Raw genomic sequence first — 19,174 nt, 5'->3', positions numbered from 1 at the left:
AGTGAAATGAAACCAGTTGTTTTAGCCGGTGGTAGCGGAAGCCGTTTATGGCCTAAATCTCGAGCGGCATTGCCTAAGCAGTTCTTACGCTTAACGTCGAACTTGACCATGCTACAAGATACTGTTGCACGTCTGGAGGGCACGCAAGCTGAAAAGCCAATTGTTATCTGTAACGATTCACATCGCTTTCTTGTCGCTGAACAGCTACGTCAGCAAGATATACAACATGGCGGTATTCTATTAGAGCCAATGGGCCGTAATACCGCGCCTGCTATTGCACTTGCCGCTTTGCATGCGTCTTTAAATGGTGATGATCCAACCTTACTTGTGTTGGCTGCTGATCACCTGATCAATGATAATAAAGCCTTTCATAAGGCAATTGCTCAAGCTGAAGTATTGGCAGAGCAGGGTAAGCTTGTCACATTCGGTATCGTACCTGATAGCGCACACACGGGTTACGGCTATATCCGCAGCGGTGATAAGGTGCCAGAAGCTGAAGTCGGCTTCGACGTGGCAGAATTTGTTGAAAAACCTGATTTAGCGACCGCGAAACAATACGTTGATTCAGGTAGTTATTTTTGGAATAGCGGCATGTTTTTGTTTAAAGCGAGCCGCTATTTAGAAGAACTGGAAAAATACGCGCCTGACATGTTGGACATTTGTAAGCGCGCCATCGCCACAGAAGCGCCAGATTTAGAATTCGTGCGAGTAGATGGTGATATTTTTGCTACGTGCCCCGATGATTCTATCGATTATGCCGTTATGGAGAAAACCAATGCCGCTGCCGTTGTTCCTTTAGATGCAGGGTGGAGTGATGTAGGCAGTTGGTCGTCGCTTTGGGAAACGGCAAAAGAAAAAGACGAAAATCAGAATGTGATTATCGGCGATGCCATTTTAGATGACGTGCATAATAGTTATATCAATGCCGAGCAGCGCCTGATTTCCGTTGTAGGCTTGGATGATGTGGTAGTGGTAGAAACCAAAGACGCTGTTCTAGTCGCACATAAAGATAAAGTACAGAACATCAAAAATGTGGTTAATAAGCTCAAAGCCGAGAAACGCCCAGAGTTTGAATTTCATCGTGAAGTGTTCCGCCCTTGGGGGAGCTATGACTCGATTGATAACGGTGAGCGTTTTCAGGTGAAGCGCATCACAGTGAAGCCAGGAGAGAAGCTTTCTGTGCAAATGCACCACCATAGAGCCGAGCATTGGATTGTCGTAGCGGGTACCGCTAAAGTGACTAACGGCGAAGAAACCTTATTGTTATGTGAAAACCAGTCGACTTATATTCCGGTCGGAGTTATTCACGCCTTGGAAAACCCAGGGAAAATTCCATTGGAGCTTATCGAAGTGCAGTCAGGTACGTATTTAGGCGAAGACGATATTGTGCGTTTTTCTGACCGCTATGGTCGCGTCGAATCCTAATTTGCAAACAGAATTGACTAGGAGTTATCAATGAAAATTACCTGTTTTAAAGCTTACGATATACGCGGCAAGCTTATCGAACAGTTAGATGAAGCCGTAGCCTATCGAATAGGGCGCGCATTCGCAGAGCATTTTAGTGCAAAAACTGTGGTTGTCGGTGGAGATGTTCGCCTAACCTCTGAACCGCTCAAGCTCGCATTGTCAGCAGGCCTTATTGACGGTGGAGCTAGCGTCAGTGATTTAGGCATGACAGGAACCGAAGAAATTTATTTTGCGACCAAGCATTTAGGTGTTGATGGTGGTATTGAAGTGACCGCAAGTCACAATCCAATTGATTACAATGGTATGAAATTGGTTAAAGAAGGTTCTCGTCCCGTTAGTGGTGACACCGGCTTATTTGCGGTGCAAGCGTTGGCTGAAAGCTACGAGGATAGTGACGTCGAAGCAGGGCTTAAGCAATATTCAACGCAAATTGTTACGAATGATGATTTTATTCAGGGTAAATGCAGTATAGCGACTGAAAAGTTACAAGCCAGTGGTCAATATCAGCTTGTCTCTATCATGGATGCTTATGTTGAACATATGCAAAGCTACGTTAATAGCGACAACTTCACCCCATTAAAATTGGTGGTTAACGCTGGAAATGGCGCCGCAGGAAAGGCGCTTGATGCTATTGAAGCGGCCTTTGTAGAAAAGGGTGTTCCCATTGAATTTGTTAAGATCCATCACGAACCTGACGGTCAATTTCCAAATGGGATCCCTAATCCTCTGCTACCTGAAAGTCGAGCCGATACCGCTAATGCCGTTATTCAGCAACAAGCGAATATGGGAATAGCCTGGGATGGTGACTTTGACCGTTGTTTCTTGTTTGATGAAAAAGGTGATTTTGTTGAGGGCTACTACATAGTCGGTTTGCTTGCTCAAGCCTTCTTGGAAAAAGATCCCGGTGCCAAAATTATTTATGATCCGCGGGTTTATTGGAACACAGAGGATATTGTTAAATCGGCCGGTGGTGTGCCAATTAAAAGCAAAACGGGCCACGCGTTTATCAAAGAACGCATGCGTGCAGACGATGCCGTTTATGGCGGTGAAATGAGTGCTCATCACTACTTCCGCGATTTTGCTTACTGTGACTCGGGCATGATCCCTTGGTTGCTAGTCGCTGAATTACTTTGCTTGCAGAATAAACCTCTTTCCGAGATGGTCGCTCAACGTATTGCTGCTTTTCCTTCATCAGGAGAAATTAACTCTATATTGAAGGATCCTGATGCGGCAATTGCTAACATTTTGCAGACATACGAAGAGCAAGCAACTGTCGTCGATTACACTGACGGCATTGGTTTAGAGTTTGAAAACTGGCGTTTCAACTTACGTAAGTCTAATACTGAACCGGTTGTAAGGTTAAACGTAGAGTCACAAGGTGACATACAACTTATGCAGGCTAAAACTAAAGAGTTATTAGAAATACTTAAAAAGAATTAAAAAAGTGAGGTAACGACTTGTGCGTTATCTCACTTTTACTCTTTCGAGATAAAAAAATAGCGCCAATTGGCGCTATTTTTGTTTCTAAAATTGCTAATTATTTGTCAATTTTATTGTATTTACGTTGCGCTTCACCGGTGTAAAGCTGACGAGGACGGCCGATTTTTTGTCCTGGTTGGCTTAACATTTCATGCCAATGAGATACCCAACCTACTGTTCTTGCTAATGCAAAAATACAGGTGAACATATTGGTCGGAATGCCGATTGCCTTAAGAATGATACCCGAGTAGAAATCTACGTTAGGGAATAATTTTTTCTCAGCGAAGTACGGGTCACTAAGGGCGATACGCTCTAGTTCCATAGCCACATTCAACAAAGGATCGTCAATGTTCAATTCGTCTAATACTTCATGGCAGCTTTCACGCATAACGGTAGCGCGAGGGTCAAAGTTTTTGTAAACACGATGACCGAAGCCCATCAAGCGGAAGGGGTCATTTTTGTCTTTCGCGCGCTCGATAAATTCAGGGATACGGTCCACTGAACCAATCTCCTGAAGCATATTCAAACATGCTTCGTTAGCGCCGCCGTGTGCAGGTCCCCAAAGAGAGGCAACACCCGCTGCGATACACGCATAAGGGTTAGCGCCAGATGAACCCGCTAAACGTACGGTAGACGTTGAGGCGTTTTGTTCATGGTCCGCGTGCAGCGTGAAAATTCTGTCAACTGCGCGAGCCACTACTGGGCTGATTTTATAATCTTCAGCAGGTACTGAGAACATCATGTTTAAGAAGTTTTCTGCGTACGACAGGTCATTACGTGGATATACAAATGGTTGACCAATATTGTACTTGTAACACATAGCTACCAATGTAGGCATCTTCGCCACTAAACGATAGGCACTGCGTAGTCGTTGATCCGCGTCTGAAATATCTAAATCATCATGGTAGAAAGATGCCATTGCACCTACAGTTCCGCATAACATCGCCATTGGATGCGCATCACGGCGGAAGCCGCGGAAGAAGTTATTTACTTGATCGTGAACCAAAGTATGACGCGTAATGGTGTCTTTGAAATCAAGATATTCTTCGGTAGTCGGTGTCTTATCATGAAGCAACATGTAGCATACTTCGATGTAATCAGCGTCGCGGGCCAAATCTTCGATTGAGTATCCGCGGTGCAACAAAATACCTTTTGCTCCGTCAATGTATGTAATTGACGACTCACAAGAACCTGTCGCCATAAAGCCCGGATCGAAAGTGAAATAACCGCTGGCACCCAACGTACGTACATCGATTACATCATGCCCTGCAGTACCAGATAGAATCGGTAGTTCGACCTCTACATCACCTGCTTTCAAAGTGGCTTTATTGTCTGCCATGTATTGCTCTCCTCAGAAATGTTCTGTTTGCGATAAACCGCATTTTATGATGATTATCGGGAAAAATTGGCGCTATTTGTACTCAGGTTCACGCCATAAGTCAATTTAAAACCATTTTTGCTTAATAATTATTCACATCCATTCTACCCTGATTATTCACCAATATTATGGATAAAATTTATGCTTGATTATAACCCGTTAATAACGAACAACAATTGTATTTGTTGGCGTCGCTGGATATACTCCTGCTTGTCGTCGAGCGCTTGTTAACATGAATAATTAAATCAACAATTTGTTTACAAAATGCTAACAATCTAGGCGGTAGGACACATGTATCTTTAAGCGATTGGTAAAGTGCAACACATTACCAAACAATGACTAGACAACCTACGGGTAAAACAGGCATCAAAACGTGAAAAAGCAGAGACCAGTTAATTTACAATTAAACACAATCAGTTTTCCCCCTGCAGCTATAACTTCTATCCTTCATCGCATTACCGGCGTCGCAATGTTTTTTGCGTTACTGTTTGTGATCTGGGCCTGGGCGGAATCTGTATCTTCTCCTGATGGCTTCGCCTTCGTGCAAGAGCAAATGTCAGGCGTTATCGGTAAAATAATCGCTATCGGTACTATTTCAGCACTGACTTATCACATTCTTGGCGGTCTTCGTCATCTTGTGATGGATATGGGCTACTGGGAAGAACTTGAGTCAGGAAACAACAGCGCGAAAATCGTTATCGGCTTGTGGATCGTACTGACTGTCGTTGTAGGAGTTTTATTATGCTAACTAACCAAGCGAGTTTTAAACGCGATGGTGTTCAAGATTACGTAACCGTGCGTGCCACCGCGATCATTATGACTGTGTTTAGTTTATACATGGCGTGGTTTTTCCTTAGCACTGAAACTGTGACCTACGAAATCTGGCGTGGCTTATTTTCTTCATTAGGCATGAAGGTCTTCACGTTTGCAGCGTTAGTATCTGTCATGTTGCATATTAGAATCGGTTTTTGGCAAGTGCTAACTGATTACGTTAAATCAACAGGCCTTCGTGCTGTTGTACAATTTTTTATTAACCTAGTAGCGTTCGTATACGTTGCTGTAGGTTTGTTTGTTTTGTGGGGTCTATAAATGAGTATTCCAGTTCACGAGTTTGATGCAGTCGTTATTGGTGCCGGCGGTGCTGGCATGCGTGCAGCATTGCAAATTTCTGAGTCAGGTAAATCTTGTGCGTTATTGTCTAAAGTTTTCCCAACGCGCTCACACACAGTATCTGCTCAAGGTGGTATTACGGTAGCACTGGGTAACTCCCATGAAGACAACTGGGAATGGCACATGTATGACACCGTTAAAGGGTCAGACTATATTGGCGACCAAGACGCCATTGAGTACATGTGTAAAACAGGTCCTGAAGCCATTATTGAGATGGAGAACATGGGCTTACCATTCTCTCGTTTTGAAAATGGTAAAATCTACCAACGTCCTTTTGGCGGTCAATCACAAAACTTTGGTGGTGAGCAAGGCGCTCGTACCGCTGCTGCGGCTGACCGTACTGGCCACGCGCTTTTACATTTGTTGTATCAACAGAACGTAAAAAATAAAACCAAGGTTTTCAGTGAATGGTATGCACTTGATTTAGTTAAAAACCAAGACGGTGACGTCGTTGGTTGTACCGCTATTGATATTGAAAGCGGTGAAGTCGTTTTCTTCAAATCTAAAGCAGTTGTTTTAGCAACAGGCGGAGCAGGTCGTATTTTCGCATCTACCACGAATGCTCACATCAATACTGGTGACGGCGTTGGTATGGCAATCCGTGCTGGCGTTCCTATGCAAGACATGGAAATGTGGCAGTTCCACCCAACGGGGATTGCTGGTGCAGGTACATTGGTGACCGAAGGTTGTCGTGGTGAAGGTGGTTATCTGCTTAATAAAGACGGCGAACGCTTTATGGAGCGTTATGCACCGAATGCGAAAGATTTGGCAGGACGTGACGTTGTTGCCCGCTCGATGATGACTGAAATACGCGAAGGCCGTGGTTGTGAAGGCCCTTGGGGTACGCACCTTAAGTTAAAACTCGATCACTTAGGTAAAGACGTACTTGAGTCACGCTTACCTGGTATTCTTGAGCTTTCACGTACATTTGCCCACGTTGATCCTGTAAAAGAACCGATTCCGGTTATTCCTACTTGTCACTATATGATGGGTGGTATTCCGACCAACGTTGACGGCCAAGCATTGAGTATAGACGCACAAGGTAACGAAAAACCCATTAAAGGCTTATTTGCTTGTGGTGAAATTGCCTGCGTATCTGTGCATGGTGCTAACCGTTTAGGCGGTAACTCATTACTTGATTTGGTGGTATTTGGCCGCGCAACTGGTCTGCACCTTGGCCAAGCGATTGACGGCATTGACGCCCGTGAAGCATCAAGTGATGACATTGATGCGGCTATGTCACGTTTTAACCGCTGGGAAAACTCAGAAGCAGGTAAAGGCGAAGATCCAGTGCAAATTAAGAAAGACCTACAAAAATGCATGCAGCTTAATTTCTCGGTATTCCGTGAAGGTGATGCAATGGCTGAAGGTCTTAAAGAACTTGGTGAAATTCGTGAGCGTCTTAAGTCAGCACGTTTGGATGATAAGAGCAGCGATTTCAACACCGCGCGTATTGAGTGTCTAGAATTAGACAATCTGATGGAAACAGCTTACAGCACAGCAGTAGCGGCTAACTTCCGCACTGAGAGCCGTGGTGCTCACAGCCGTTTCGATTTCCCCGACCGCGATGATGATAACTGGTTATGTCACTCTATTTACTTGCCTGAAGGCGACAAAATGTTGAAACGTGATGTAAACATGACACCTAAACTACGTGAAGCTTTCCCGCCGAAAGCTAGAACTTACTAAGAGGAGTTGACGATATGCAATTAACATTTTCTGTTTATCGCTATAACCCAGATGTAGACAATGCTCCTCGTATGCAAGACTACAAGCTAGAGGTTGAAGAAGGCCAAGACATGATGGTGCTTGATGCACTTATCGCGTTGAAAGAACAAGATCCCACCTTGTCATTCCGTCGCTCATGCCGTGAAGGTGTGTGTGGTTCTGACGGGGTTAATATGAACGGTAAAAATGGTTTGGCGTGCATTACGCCTTTGTCTGCCCTTGGCAACAAAAAAATCGTCATTCGTCCATTACCTGGCTTGCCTGTAGTGCGTGATTTAGTGGTCGATATGACACAGTTCTACACGCAATATGAGAAAATTAAACCTTTCTTGATCAATGACAACAATCAGCCGCCTGCTCGTGAGTTTTTACAATCACCTGAAGAGCGTGAAAAGCTAGATGGTTTATACGAGTGTATTTTATGTGCTTGTTGTTCAACGTCTTGCCCATCGTTCTGGTGGAACCCTGATAAATTTATCGGCCCAGCGGGTTTGCTACATGCATATCGCTTCTTGGCTGATAGCCGTGATACCGCAACAGAGCAACGTTTAGGTGATCTTGACGATGCGTTTAGTGTATTTCGTTGTCACGGGATCATGAACTGCGTTAGCGTATGTCCTAAAGGACTTAACCCCACTAAAGCAATCGGACATATCAAGTCCATGCTATTGCAGCGGGCTGTTTAGTTTTTAATTCTGTAAGTTAACGCTACAGAATGATAATGTCTAAATAGCCATCCCGAACAGGGTGGCTATTTTTTTAGTTTACAAACCGTAGTTTAAGGTAAGCATCCGCAAACCTTTAAAAAGTCGTGTGCAGTAGCACATATAATTGTGAGTCTTAAAAAAATTCAAGGGACAACAATGCAACAAAGCGTGATGAAAGCATGGTGGGATTCTTCTCACATGGCTGGTGGCAACGCTGCTTATGTAGAAGAACTATACGAAGCATATCTTGAAGACGCGAAAAGCGTATCTGATGAATGGCGTGCTATTTTCGACAAATTACCCAAGGTGGAAGGCGCTGAGCTTGAAACTAAGCACAGTGAAATTCGAAACCAATTTCGAGCACTAGCTGCATTAGGTCCTGTTGCTCGAGCAGGAAACGTATCCAGTGGTACTTCTAATGCAAGCGATGAAAAGCAGGTAAAAGTTTTACAGCTTATTAATGCTTATCGTTTCCGCGGTCACCAACACGCCAATCTTGATCCTCTCGAACTTTGGAAACAACCCAGAGTACGCGATCTAGAATTGTCTCATCACTCGTTGTCAGAACAAGATTTCGACACAGTATTTAATGTTGGTTCTTACGCCATAGGCCAAGACAGCATGAAGTTAGGTGATTTATTCAAATCACTTAATCGTACTTACTGCGGCTCAATCGGCACAGAGTACATGCACATCACTGACACAGAACAAAAGCGTTGGTTGCAAGACCGAATCGAGTCTGTGCAGGCGAAGCCCGAAATACCGCGTGATGAAAAAGTATCGATACTTAAAGGTCTGATTTCTGCCGATGGTATGGAGAAATACCTAGGAGCAAAATTCCCAGGGGCCAAACGCTTCTCTCTAGAAGGTGGCGATGCCCTTGTTCCTATGCTTAAAGGCTTGATTAGTCATGCCGGTGAGTGTGGAACGAAAGAAGTGGTTGTCGGTATGGCTCACCGGGGGCGTATCAACGTTCTGGTAAACGTACTGGGTAAAAACCCGTCTGTTTTATTTGATGAATTCTCTGGTAAGCACGACAACACGCTAGGTGCTGGCGATGTGAAATATCATGCGGGTTATTCGTCTGATTTTGCTACCCCAGGTGGTAACGTACATTTAGCGTTAGCCTTTAACCCTTCGCATCTCGAAATTGTAAATCCTGTTGTTATCGGTTCAGTACGTGCACGTCTTGATCGCAGAAATTGCGACGACGGTTCGGTCGTATTGCCTATCACCATTCATGGTGACTCAGCTATTGCAGGCCAAGGTGTGGTGCAAGAGACATTCAACATGTCTCAAACTCGCGGCTTCAAAGTTGGCGGTACGGTGCGTATCGTTATCAACAACCAAGTGGGTTTCACCACGTCAAATACCGAAGATACTCGCTCAACTCAGTACTGTACTGATATAGCGAAAATGGTCCAAGCGCCCATCTTCCATGTGAACTCAGATGACCCAGAAGCGGTTATGTTTGTTACTAAACTGGCGCTTGATTATCGCAACAAATTTAAACGTGATGTGGTAATTGACCTAGTTTGTTATCGTCGTCACGGCCACAATGAAGCTGATGAGCCAAGTGCGACTCAGCCATTGATGTACAAAAAGATTAAAAAGCATCCTGTGCCGCGTCAATTATACGCAGACCAATTGTTAGCAGAAGGCTCCATTGAGTCTCATGAAATAGACAAATTGGTTTCTGACTATCGCGCTGCACTCGATCACGGTGCTTGCGTTGTAGAAGAGTGGCGTCCAATGACTGAGCATTCAGTGGATTGGACACCTTACCTAGGTCACGACTGGACAGCTCCTTACGATAAAGAAATCAGTGTCGAAAAACTGAAAGACTTAGGCGAAAAGCTGTGCACTTACCCTGAAGAGCATAAATTGCAATCTCGCGTTGCTAAGCTTTATCAAGATCGCCGAGCAATGGTGGCAGGTGAGAAACCGCTTGATTGGGGCATGGCTGAGAACTTAGCCTATGCATCTATTGTTGATGCTGGCTCTAATATCCGTATGACGGGTCAAGATTCAGGTCGTGGTACTTTCTTCCATCGTCATGCTGTTTTGCATGGGCAAAATAGTGGTGAAGCGTATATGCCATTAGCGCATCTACACGAAAACCAAGGCACGATGGAAATCTATGATTCTGTGTTGTCAGAAGCGGCAGTACTTGCATTTGAATTTGGCTACGCCACGGCTGAGCCGGGTACATTGACCATTTGGGAAGCACAGTTTGGTGACTTCGCAAACGGTGCTCAAGTAGTAATCGACCAATTCCTTAGCTCAGGTGAAGCAAAATGGGGCCGTTTATGCGGCTTAACCATGTTGTTACCACACGGTTATGAAGGGCAAGGTCCTGAACATAGTTCAGCACGTTTAGAGCGTTTCTTGCAAATGTGTGCCGATCACAACTGGCAAGTATGTGTACCATCAACACCAGCGCAAGTATTCAATATGCTTCGTCGTCAAGCGATACGTCCAATGCGTAAGCCTTTGATTGTCATGTCACCTAAATCACTGTTACGTCATCCGTTGGCGGTTTCTTCACTTGAGGAACTATCAAGTGGCGTATTCCAAAACGTGATTGATGAAATCGATGAAATGGATGCAGCTAAGGTTAAGCGCGTCGTGATGTGTTCAGGCAAAGTGTATTATGACTTGCTTGATCAACGTCGTAAGAGCGAGCAGGAAGATGTTGCCATTATTCGTATTGAGCAATTATACCCGTTCCCACATGCTGAAATAGAACCTATCGTTAACAAGTTCAAACACGTGACGGATTGGGTTTGGTGTCAAGAAGAGCCACAAAACCAAGGAGCTTGGTATTGTAGCCAGCACCACTTCTGGTCTGCTATTCCAGACGGCGCCAAGCTAAGCTATGCGGGACGCAGTGCATCTGCATCACCTGCTGTAGGATATATCTCTGTTCACAACCAACAGCAAAAAGACTTGGTTGATGATGCATTAACAATTAAATAAGGATCCAGTATGTCAATAGATATTAAAGTACCGGTATTGCCAGAATCTGTGGCCGATGCATCAATTGCCACGTGGCATGTGAAGGTTGGCGAACAGGTGACTCGCGATCAAAACTTGGTCGATATTGAAACCGATAAAGTGGTACTTGAAGTGGTTGCTCCAGCAGATGGCGTATTAAGCGACATTCTGGATGAAGAAGGTGCGACCGTATTAGGTGAGCAAGTGATTGCTAAATTTGAAGAAGGGGCGGGTGCACAAAAAGCGCAAGAGCAAAGTGCACCGGCTACAGAGAAAACATCCAGTAATAAAGGTGAGTCAGTGGAGATTAAAGTACCTGTGCTGCCCGAATCAGTGGCAGATGCAACCGTAGCAACATGGCATGTTCAACCAGGCGACGCCGTTTCGCGTGATCAAAACTTGGTTGATATTGAAACCGATAAAGTGGTGTTAGAAGTGGTTGCGCCCGCCGATGGCACTTTGAGCGAAATTCTTGCTCAAGAAGGTGAAACGGTAATGGGTGAGCAAGTTATTGCAAACTTCTCAGCCGGAGCTGCGCCTGCTAAATCAGATGCACCTGCAAAAGCAAGCGGTGATGATGATAGCAGCGACGCAGAGAATGATGCGCTTAGCCCTTCTGTACGTCGTTTACTTGCTGAAAAAGGCATTGATGCAGCCAACATTAAAGGCACAGGTAAAGGTGGTCGCATTACTAAAGAAGACGTCGAAAAGTCTCTTTCTGCGCCAAGTAAAGCCGCCGCACCAGCAAAAGAAGCGCCTGCTGCGCCTTCATTAGCGGGCGAACGCTCTGAAAAACGCGTACCTATGACTCGTTTGCGTAAGACCATCGCAAGTCGCTTACTTGAAGCGAAAAACTCAACGGCGATGCTCACGACCTTTAACGAAGTCAACATGAAGCCAATCATGGATCTTCGTAAGCAATATCAAGAGACGTTCGAAAAGCGTCACGGTATTCGTCTAGGTTTCATGTCTTTTTACGTCAAAGCAGTAACCGAAGCGCTTAAGCGTTTCCCTGAAGTGAATGCGTCACTTGATGGTGATGATATTTGTTACCACAACTACTTCGATGTATCGATTGCGGTGTCTACTCCTCGTGGTCTTGTTACCCCTGTATTGCGTGATTGCGATACGTTAGGTATGGCTGGCATTGAAGGCGGCATTAAAGAGCTTGCACTTAAAGGCCGTGACGGTAAATTGTCAATGGCTGACATGCAAGGCGGTAACTTCACCATCACTAACGGTGGTGTATTTGGTTCATTGCTTTCAACGCCTATTATCAACCCACCACAGAGTGCTATCTTGGGAATGCATAAAATCCAAGATCGTCCTATGGCGGTTAATGGCAAAGTGGAAATTTTGCCTATGATGTATTTAGCACTTTCTTATGATCATAGAATCATCGACGGTAAAGAGTCGGTTGGTTTCTTGGTAACGATCAAAGAAATGCTAGAAGATCCAACGCGTCTGCTACTGGATGTTTAATCGGATCTAAGCGGGTAAGTCATTGATTTGCCCGTTTCTTGCCGTTGTTGTTTCTATAATATCGGCTAACAAAATCAAGCTGCCAAGCGCGGCTTTTTTCTTAAACAAAACGGATAGAAAACCATGAATTTGCATGAATATCAGGGTAAACAATTATTCGCTGAATACGGTTTACCTGTATCTGAAGGATATGCTGCGGAAACTCCGCAGGCTGCAGTTGAAGCAGCAGATCGTATTGGCGGTACTGAATGGGTTGTGAAATGTCAGGTTCACGCTGGTGGTCGCGGTAAAGCAGGCGGTGTTAAGCTTGTTAAGAACAAAGATGAGATCAAGGCATTTGCACAAAAATGGCTTGGTCAAAACTTAGTGACTTATCAGACAGATGAAGCTGGGCAACCAGTAAGCAAAATCTTGGTTGAAAGCTGTACAGATATTGCTCAAGAATTGTACCTAGGTGCAGTTGTTGATCGTGCTTCTCGTCGCGTTGTTTTCATGGCATCTACCGAAGGTGGTGTTGAAATTGAAACAGTTGCAGAAGAGACACCTGAAAAAATTCTTAAGGCTGAGATCGACCCTCTAGTAGGTGCTCAACCTTACCAAGCACGTGAAATCGCGTTCAAGCTTGGCCTTAAAGGCGTTCAAATCAAACAATTCACTCAAATCTTCATGGGTTTGGCGAAATTGTTCGAAGAAAAAGACATTGCACTTATCGAAGTTAACCCGCTTGTTATTAAAGATGACGGTAACCTTCATTGTCTTGACGCTAAAGTTGCCATGGACAGCAACGCTGCCTACCGTCAACCTAAGCTTCAAGAAATGCACGATCCTTCACAGGAAGATGCACGTGAAGCACAAGCGGCTAAGTGGGAGCTTAACTACGTAGCACTTGATGGTAACATCGGTTGCATGGTTAACGGTGCAGGCCTAGCAATGGGTACTATGGATATCGTTAACTTGCACGGTGGTTCACCCGCTAACTTCCTAGACGTTGGTGGCGGTGCAACTAAAGAGCGTGTTGCTGAAGCATTCAAAATTATCCTATCTGACTCAAATGTTGCCGCTGTATTGGTAAACATTTTTGGTGGTATCGTACGTTGTGACATGATCGCTGAAGGTATTATCGGAGCGGTTAAAGAAGTCGGTGTAACTATCCCTGTTGTTGTACGTTTAGAAGGTACCAACGCAGAGCTTGGCCGTGAAGTATTGGCTAACTCAGGTTTAGATATCATCGCTGCTTCTAGTTTAACGGATGCTGCAAAACAAGTTGTTAAAGCTGCCGGAGGTGCTGCATGAGCGTACTAATCGACAAAAACACCAAGGTAATCTGTCAAGGTTTCACTGGTGGACAAGGTACTTTCCACTCAGAACAAGCTATCGAGTACGGTACGCAAATGGTTGGTGGTGTTACTCCTGGTAAAGGCGGCACTACTCACCTAGGTTTGCCTGTTTTCAATACAGTACGTGAAGCGGTTGAAGAAACTGGTGCAACTGCAACAGTTATCTATGTTCCAGCGCCTTTCTGTAAAGACTCTATCGTTGAAGCGGCTGATGCAGGTATTGAGTTGATCGTTTGTATCACTGAAGGTATTCCTACGCTAGATATGCTTTACGTTAAAGAATACGTAAACCGTAAAGGCGTACGTATGATCGGTCCTAACTGCCCAGGTGTTATCACGCCAGGTGAATGTAAAATTGGTATCATGCCAGGTCACATTCACAAGCCAGGTAAAGTCGGTATCGTTTCTCGCTCTGGTACCTTGACTTATGAAGCCGTTAAGCAAACAACTGACGAAGGTTTCGGTCAATCTACCTGTGTTGGTATCGGTGGTGATCCTATCCCTGGTTCTAACTTCATCGACATTCTACAGATGTTCCAAGATGATCCTAAGACTGAAGCAATCGTTATGATTGGTGAAATCGGTGGAACGGCTGAAGAAGAAGCTGCTGCATTTATCAAAGCTAACATCACTAAACCTGTTGTTTCTTACATTGCTGGTGTAACTGCACCTGCTGGTAAGCGCATGGGTCATGCTGGTGCGATTATCTCTGGTGGTAAAGGTACTGCAGACGATAAATTTAAAGCACTTGAAGATGCAGGCGTTAAGACTGTTCGTTCATTGGCTGAAATTGGTCAAGGTCTTCGCGAAATTACCGGTTGGTAAGTTTGCTTAGTACTGATAAAAACCCGCTTTTATAGCGGGTTTTTTTATGGGTTAACTAAATAATTTAGTTATTTCCTAGTGTGGCCATATGCTCATCTAATCCTGGGATAAATTCACCCCCATGAATTATCTCTATGCTAGAGTCACTGAAATCATCACCTATGGGCTCTATTCGTCCTCCTAAACACGAGCCTAGAAATGCTTCGGCAACGGCAAAAAATGAAAGGTTATTTTCAGGTTTGTTAAAACCGTGGCCTTCGTCGGGGTATAGCACGTAAGTCACGGGAATATCGCGGCTTTTCATTGCGTCAACGATTTGGTCAGACTCAGCTTGCTTTACCCTAGGGTCATTCGCTCCTTGGCCAATAAGTAACGGCTTAACTATTTTGTCCACATGGGTGATGGGCGAGCGGGCTTTAAGCAGCGCTAAACCTTCTTCGGTAGTAGGGTTGCCCACCGACTCGTAGAATTGCTGACGAAAGCTCTCCCAGTAAGGGGGAATTGAATCGAGTAACGTTACTAAGTTTGAAGGCCCTACAATATCGACTCCACAGGCAAACGCTTCTGGGGTAAAGGTGAGTCCGGTTAGAGTAGCGTAGCCACCGTAACTTCCCCCCATTATGGCGACTTGGTCATCCGTGGTAATACCTTGTGCTACCGCCCATTCTTTTGCATCAATTAGGTCATTGTGCATAGCACCTGCCCACTCTTTGTTCCCTGCATTTAAAAACGTTTTACCAAAACCTGTTGAAGCGCGAAAGTTAACTTGCAGTACGCTATACCCTCGATTTGTTAGCCATTGAGCTAAAGAATTAAAGCCAAATTCGTCCCTCGCCCAAGGGCCACCGTGAACTAATAATACCAGGGGGGAAGTCTGTTCGGGTTTGCCGTCTTGGTTAGGATCTGACATCAAGGGCAAAGACAAGTAACTCACTAAATCTAGATTATCCCGCGATGGAATAACCACCCCGTGCATAGTGGAAAGAGGCAGGTTATTAACTTCTGGCTGGGTAATGAATAAATCAGTCAATTCACCGCTTGTGGTATCAAATACTTTATAAATAGGTGATTGATTACTTTGGTCAGTAAATACTGTCCAAAGCGAATTATCTAATGTTTGCGCTAAAACTTGTGACCCCCCATTCAATTGGTTGTTCAACTGATTAATCGGGGTAATGAAAGCGTCATCAATGGCGTGCCACACAGGTTTAATGAAGTTTAGTGCATAGGCTAGGGGCACATGGCTACGAGGGTGTAAAAGTACATTGGTAACATCTACTTTATCATCGCTAGCAATGACTGTGGGTGTCGTTTCTCCTATAGGCAAGTATACAAGCGCGGCGGTGTTTCGCTCTCGCGTATCTATCATGTATATGCCTTGATTTTGTTTATCGAAGCCAAGAATATTGAACGCTTGTGAATCTGCAAAGGGCACTTTAAACCACAAGTGCCATTCATTATTCGCTTTAGTGAAAACATGGCTCGATCCATCTTCAGCAGTCTTAACCGCGAGCCTTACTTTTAAGTTATTGTCTAATTTGTAATAAGCGTAGCCATCGTTTTGTTCAAGTAAGGTGCGCTCTGCGGTGGCCACGTTAACTTGATACATGTCGTGCCATTTTGCGTCGCGATCATTCATACCTACAATAATCGTGCCCGGGTGGGCCTCACTCTGGTGCATTTGGTCAGCTTGCACCCCTTGATATGGCGTTAGGTCTTGTATTTCACCACTACCTACATCAACACGATGTAAATGCCAGTTTTCATCGCCATTTTTGTCTTGAGTGAAAAAAACATATTGGCTGTCTAATGACCAAAAGTGGGTTGGAATACCGCGCCCAGTGTCTTGGGTTATGGGTTTTGCAATAGAAAAGTCGCCAATTTTTCCGACCCAAAGGTTCATAACACCCTCTACTGGCGCTCTAAAACTCATGCTGTTTCCATCCGGGCTGATACGCCCTTGATATCGACTTGGGTTGCCCAGCAAAACCTCTCTAGAGATGAGCATGGGCGGAGATGATTTTTGATTAAGTGAATTTGATTCTTGTTGGGTTGTTTGTGAAGTGTTGGGCGCGCATCCGATTAACGTTAAAAACACGCTCAATGTAAAAGCGTAAAGCAGTGAATTTTTCATTTGATTCCCTTGCAGTTAGCGTTTGATATGGGCCAATACCACCTGGCTAAACCTTTGTCCCTGTGTTTTGCTATATCAATATAGCGCACAACGCGATGTATATAAGGTTGTCTTGAAAGAAAATGTTAAACTTTTCCCGTGAATCTATTTTGCTGCGTTTTATTGCTTAAACTAAAGAAAAGCGCTTTGCACACCCATTTTGAGGTACATACAAAGCGAATAATAATTTTGATTCTACTGATTTAGCCTTTAGGTAAAATATTAATGTTACTGCGAAACGAGTTTAGTTTATCGACACGACTTTTAATGTCTTCTAATTTCGGCCTGTTCGCACCATAGGGACCAATCGAGCGCTCTTCGTCATATTCAGGCACAAAATTAACGTATACGCTGCCAGTCGAGAACGTCTCTAGTTGAGCAAACAGTCCTTTTACCCAACCTTTACCTGCTTCATCTATTTCAGCGGTTTGCCAGCGTCCATGAATATTTACCGTGTACGCTGTTGAACGATGTGGAAAGGCCATAGCATCAGGTGCTACTCGAGATGCAGCGCCGCCTAACTGAGCAGTAAAAATTTCACATTCATCCGATGGTAACTGCTCAGCAGCACAAACTAATGTATCGATAAGCTCGTCAGTCATTTCGGTAAAATCGCTTGATTTCCAATAATTTCGAGCCCCAGGCGCTAGTAGTGGGTCAAATGCAGCTTGCCATGAGGCATAAGGTAAGGGACCGACCGCATCAGCTAACGGCTCTGCGATTGTGCGCAGTGGGGCTAATACTTCTTCACCTTTTGCTGTATCTCCCACGTATATCATTGGTAGAATAATAACGGGCTTAACTTGATGCTCAGGAGGAAGAAAGGGAAAGGGGGGAGCTTTGCGCATGACAGGCCAGCAGCTTGCTTTATCGGGCATTGATTTAGCAAGCTCGCGGTACTTACGTAATATTGATTTCGCTTGAGATAGAGGAAATACTACTGGGCCTCCAAATACTGTCGGCCCGACTGGGTGCAACTTAAACTCAAATTGTGTTACCACGCCAAAATTGCCACTGCCGCCACGTATAGCCCAAAATAATTCGCTATTTTCCTGCTCTGATACATGTAAAAACTCGCCCTGAGCATCAACTAAATCTGCGCTAATAATATTATCAACGGTATGCCCAAAAGCACGACTTAACCAGCCATATCCACCCCCCAGCGCTAAGCCTGCAATTCCTGTAGTTGAGTTAATACCAGTTGGAACAGCCAGCCCGAAGCGTTGCGTTTCGTGATCAATATCCCCTAAACACACACCGCATTGCACCCTTGCAATACGCGCCGAAGGGTCAACAGATATACCTTTCATACTGCTTAAATCTAACGTTATGCCACCATTACATAACGCACTGCCCGCAATATTGTGGCCTCCGCCTTTCAGTGATATTAACAATTCATATTTTCGAGCGAATTGTATCGTGGTTACCACATCGGCAGCTCCACTGCATCGCACAATAACAGCGGGGCTGATGTCTATCATGCCATTCCATATTGTACGAGCCTCAGCGTAACCAGCAGTCTCAGGCAGCAACACATCTCCGCGAATAGAGATCGTGTATTGTTCAAACTGTTGCTTATTTATATCCTTCTTCTGGCCATTAAGGCCCATAATATGAATATTCATATCGTCACTCCTTTGGTTGATTTCTAGCCAAGGGTAGGCAGAGCCATAAATGCTGTCTAGTGAACGTTTTGCACTAGGTGGTACAAGTTGTTTACTGGCTAAGGTGCTAAATATACGTTTAGGGCGTATGCTAAATTGACCTTTCACTGAGGAATACCACCGTGAATACCACCCCTTATGGGCAGTATTGTCCGCTAGCAATGTCTGCCGCTTTTCTATGTAATAAGTGGACATTATTGATCTTTAGAGAATTACTGTTTGGCTCCACAAACTTTAACGATATAAGCCGAGGTGTGCCTCGGATGTCGCGCACCCTCCTGTCAAACCGCTTAAAGGAACTGGTCAATATCGGTTTGATAACACGCCTCGAAAAGCAGGGAACAGGACAAGTTGATTATGTGTTGACTAAACCGGGTAAAGCCCTTGAATCAGTTGTTTTTTCGATGGCGAGTTGGGGGCAGGAGTGGTTAGAAACAGAGCCGTCACTGGAAAATATTGATGGCAGTTTTTTGATGTGGGACATTCGGCGCAACGTGAGAATACATGAAGATTTGCCTAACCTTTTTATTGCGCACTTCTTGTTGACTGACATGCCTGAAAATAAAAGTGAGTACTGGTTGATTTTCGAACATGGGCAAGTTGATTTATGTTATGTAGATAGAGGGTTTAAACCAGATGTACACATTGAAGTGTCTGCTCGTGAGCTAACAAAAATTTGGATGGGGTGGGAAGACTTTAACGCTGCGGTGGAAGACCATAGGCTAAAATTCAAAGGGCCTAAGAAATACACCGAAATTGCCTAGGTT

The 19,174-nt window shown here is 44.6% G+C and carries 14 protein-coding genes; 11 read left to right on the top strand and 3 right to left on the bottom strand.

The features are described 5' to 3' along the window. Window positions 1-6 precede the first annotated feature (6 nt). Window positions 7-1,425: a mannose-1-phosphate guanylyltransferase/mannose-6-phosphate isomerase gene (locus GCHA_RS19775; protein ID WP_007991522.1), complete on the top strand. Its 1,419-nt coding sequence runs from the start codon at window positions 7-9 to the stop codon at window positions 1,423-1,425. A 30-nt stretch (window positions 1,426-1,455) separates the two neighbouring features. Beyond that, window positions 1,456-2,907, top strand: a complete 1,452-nt coding sequence (locus tag GCHA_RS19770) for a phosphohexomutase domain-containing protein (protein WP_007991520.1) — start codon at window positions 1,456-1,458, stop codon at window positions 2,905-2,907. A gap of 97 nt (window positions 2,908-3,004) precedes the next feature. On the opposite strand, the gene gltA is transcribed toward GCHA_RS19770, so the two are convergent. Beyond that, a complete protein-coding gene (gene gltA / locus GCHA_RS19765) occupies window positions 3,005-4,285 on the bottom strand; it encodes a citrate synthase (protein WP_007991516.1) in 1,281 nt (426 codons plus the stop codon). Between the two features lie 412 nt (window positions 4,286-4,697). On the opposite strand from gltA, the gene sdhC reads away from it, so the two are divergent. From sdhC to sucD, 8 genes are all read left to right on the top strand, one after another. After that, window positions 4,698-5,072: a succinate dehydrogenase, cytochrome b556 subunit gene (sdhC, locus tag GCHA_RS19760; protein ID WP_039992860.1), complete on the top strand. Its 375-nt coding sequence runs from the start codon at window positions 4,698-4,700 to the stop codon at window positions 5,070-5,072. Further along, a complete protein-coding gene (gene sdhD / locus GCHA_RS19755) occupies window positions 5,066-5,413 on the top strand; it encodes a succinate dehydrogenase, hydrophobic membrane anchor protein (RefSeq protein WP_007991512.1) in 348 nt (115 codons plus the stop codon). The genes sdhC and sdhD overlap by 7 nt, the downstream gene beginning before the upstream one ends. Further along, window positions 5,414-7,183, top strand: coding sequence for a succinate dehydrogenase flavoprotein subunit (gene sdhA / locus GCHA_RS19750; protein ID WP_007991510.1), 1,770 nt, complete (start codon window positions 5,414-5,416; stop codon window positions 7,181-7,183). It begins immediately after the preceding gene. Window positions 7,184-7,197: 14 nt separating this feature from the next. Then, complete coding sequence (locus tag GCHA_RS19745; RefSeq protein ID WP_007991508.1) at window positions 7,198-7,908, top strand: succinate dehydrogenase iron-sulfur subunit; 711 nt, start codon at window positions 7,198-7,200, stop codon at window positions 7,906-7,908. A 177-nt stretch (window positions 7,909-8,085) separates the two neighbouring features. Further along, entirely contained in the window at window positions 8,086-10,908 is a 2,823-nt protein-coding gene (gene sucA, locus GCHA_RS19740; RefSeq protein ID WP_007991506.1) for a 2-oxoglutarate dehydrogenase E1 component, read from the top strand. Window positions 10,909-10,917: 9 nt separating this feature from the next. Beyond that, window positions 10,918-12,408 (top strand): 2-oxoglutarate dehydrogenase complex dihydrolipoyllysine-residue succinyltransferase, encoded by a 1,491-nt coding sequence (odhB, locus tag GCHA_RS19735; RefSeq protein ID WP_007991504.1) that lies wholly within the window; start codon window positions 10,918-10,920, stop codon window positions 12,406-12,408. Between the two features lie 123 nt (window positions 12,409-12,531). Beyond that, on the top strand, window positions 12,532-13,701 hold the full coding sequence (sucC, locus tag GCHA_RS19730; RefSeq protein WP_007991500.1) for an ADP-forming succinate--CoA ligase subunit beta: 1,170 nt from the start codon (window positions 12,532-12,534) through the stop codon (window positions 13,699-13,701). Next, window positions 13,698-14,570, top strand: coding sequence for a succinate--CoA ligase subunit alpha (gene sucD, locus GCHA_RS19725; RefSeq protein WP_007991499.1), 873 nt, complete (start codon window positions 13,698-13,700; stop codon window positions 14,568-14,570). Before sucC ends, sucD begins: the two co-directional genes overlap by 4 nt. A 64-nt stretch (window positions 14,571-14,634) precedes the next feature. On the opposite strand, the gene GCHA_RS19720 is transcribed toward sucD, so the two are convergent. Both GCHA_RS19720 and GCHA_RS19715 read right to left on the bottom strand, forming a co-directional pair. Beyond that, on the bottom strand, window positions 14,635-16,704 hold the full coding sequence (locus GCHA_RS19720; protein WP_007991496.1) for a S9 family peptidase: 2,070 nt from the start codon (window positions 16,702-16,704) through the stop codon (window positions 14,635-14,637). A 242-nt stretch (window positions 16,705-16,946) separates the two neighbouring features. Beyond that, a complete protein-coding gene (locus tag GCHA_RS19715) occupies window positions 16,947-18,602 on the bottom strand; it encodes an FAD-binding oxidoreductase (RefSeq protein WP_318249023.1) in 1,656 nt (551 codons plus the stop codon). On the opposite strand from GCHA_RS19715, the gene GCHA_RS19710 reads away from it, so the two are divergent. Next, window positions 18,569-19,171: a winged helix-turn-helix transcriptional regulator gene (locus GCHA_RS19710; RefSeq protein WP_318249028.1), complete on the top strand. Its 603-nt coding sequence runs from the start codon at window positions 18,569-18,571 to the stop codon at window positions 19,169-19,171. The genes GCHA_RS19715 and GCHA_RS19710 overlap by 34 nt on opposite strands. Window positions 19,172-19,174 lie beyond the last annotated feature (3 nt).

Source organism: Paraglaciecola chathamensis S18K6 (assembly GCA_000314955.1).
In the GTDB taxonomy this organism is placed as follows: Bacteria; Pseudomonadota; Gammaproteobacteria; order Enterobacterales; family Alteromonadaceae; genus Paraglaciecola; species Paraglaciecola chathamensis.
The sequence above is the reverse complement of the archived record's forward strand: the minus strand, read 5'-3'. Positions and strand labels throughout refer to the sequence as shown.

Excerpts from the sequence above, each read along its gene's own strand:
- GCHA_RS19720 (WP_007991496.1), bottom strand. The coding sequence starts at position 16,704 with ATGAAAAATTCACTGCTTTACGCTTTTACATTGAGCGTGTTTTTAACG.
- GCHA_RS19710 (WP_318249028.1), top strand. The coding sequence starts at position 18,569 with ATGTCTGCCGCTTTTCTATGTAATAAGTGGACATTATTGATCTTTAGA.
- sucA (WP_007991506.1), top strand. The coding sequence starts at position 8,086 with ATGCAACAAAGCGTGATGAAAGCATGGTGGGATTCTTCTCACATGGCT.
- GCHA_RS19775 (WP_007991522.1), top strand. The coding sequence starts at position 7 with ATGAAACCAGTTGTTTTAGCCGGTGGTAGCGGAAGCCGTTTATGGCCT.
- GCHA_RS19715 (WP_318249023.1), bottom strand. The coding sequence starts at position 18,602 with ATGTCCACTTATTACATAGAAAAGCGGCAGACATTGCTAGCGGACAAT.
- GCHA_RS19770 (WP_007991520.1), top strand. The coding sequence starts at position 1,456 with ATGAAAATTACCTGTTTTAAAGCTTACGATATACGCGGCAAGCTTATC.
- gltA (WP_007991516.1), bottom strand. The coding sequence starts at position 4,285 with ATGGCAGACAATAAAGCCACTTTGAAAGCAGGTGATGTAGAGGTCGAA.
- sdhA (WP_007991510.1), top strand. The coding sequence starts at position 5,414 with ATGAGTATTCCAGTTCACGAGTTTGATGCAGTCGTTATTGGTGCCGGC.
- sdhD (WP_007991512.1), top strand. The coding sequence starts at position 5,066 with ATGCTAACTAACCAAGCGAGTTTTAAACGCGATGGTGTTCAAGATTAC.
- GCHA_RS19745 (WP_007991508.1), top strand. The coding sequence starts at position 7,198 with ATGCAATTAACATTTTCTGTTTATCGCTATAACCCAGATGTAGACAAT.
- sucC (WP_007991500.1), top strand. The coding sequence starts at position 12,532 with ATGAATTTGCATGAATATCAGGGTAAACAATTATTCGCTGAATACGGT.
- odhB (WP_007991504.1), top strand. The coding sequence starts at position 10,918 with ATGTCAATAGATATTAAAGTACCGGTATTGCCAGAATCTGTGGCCGAT.
- sucD (WP_007991499.1), top strand. The coding sequence starts at position 13,698 with ATGAGCGTACTAATCGACAAAAACACCAAGGTAATCTGTCAAGGTTTC.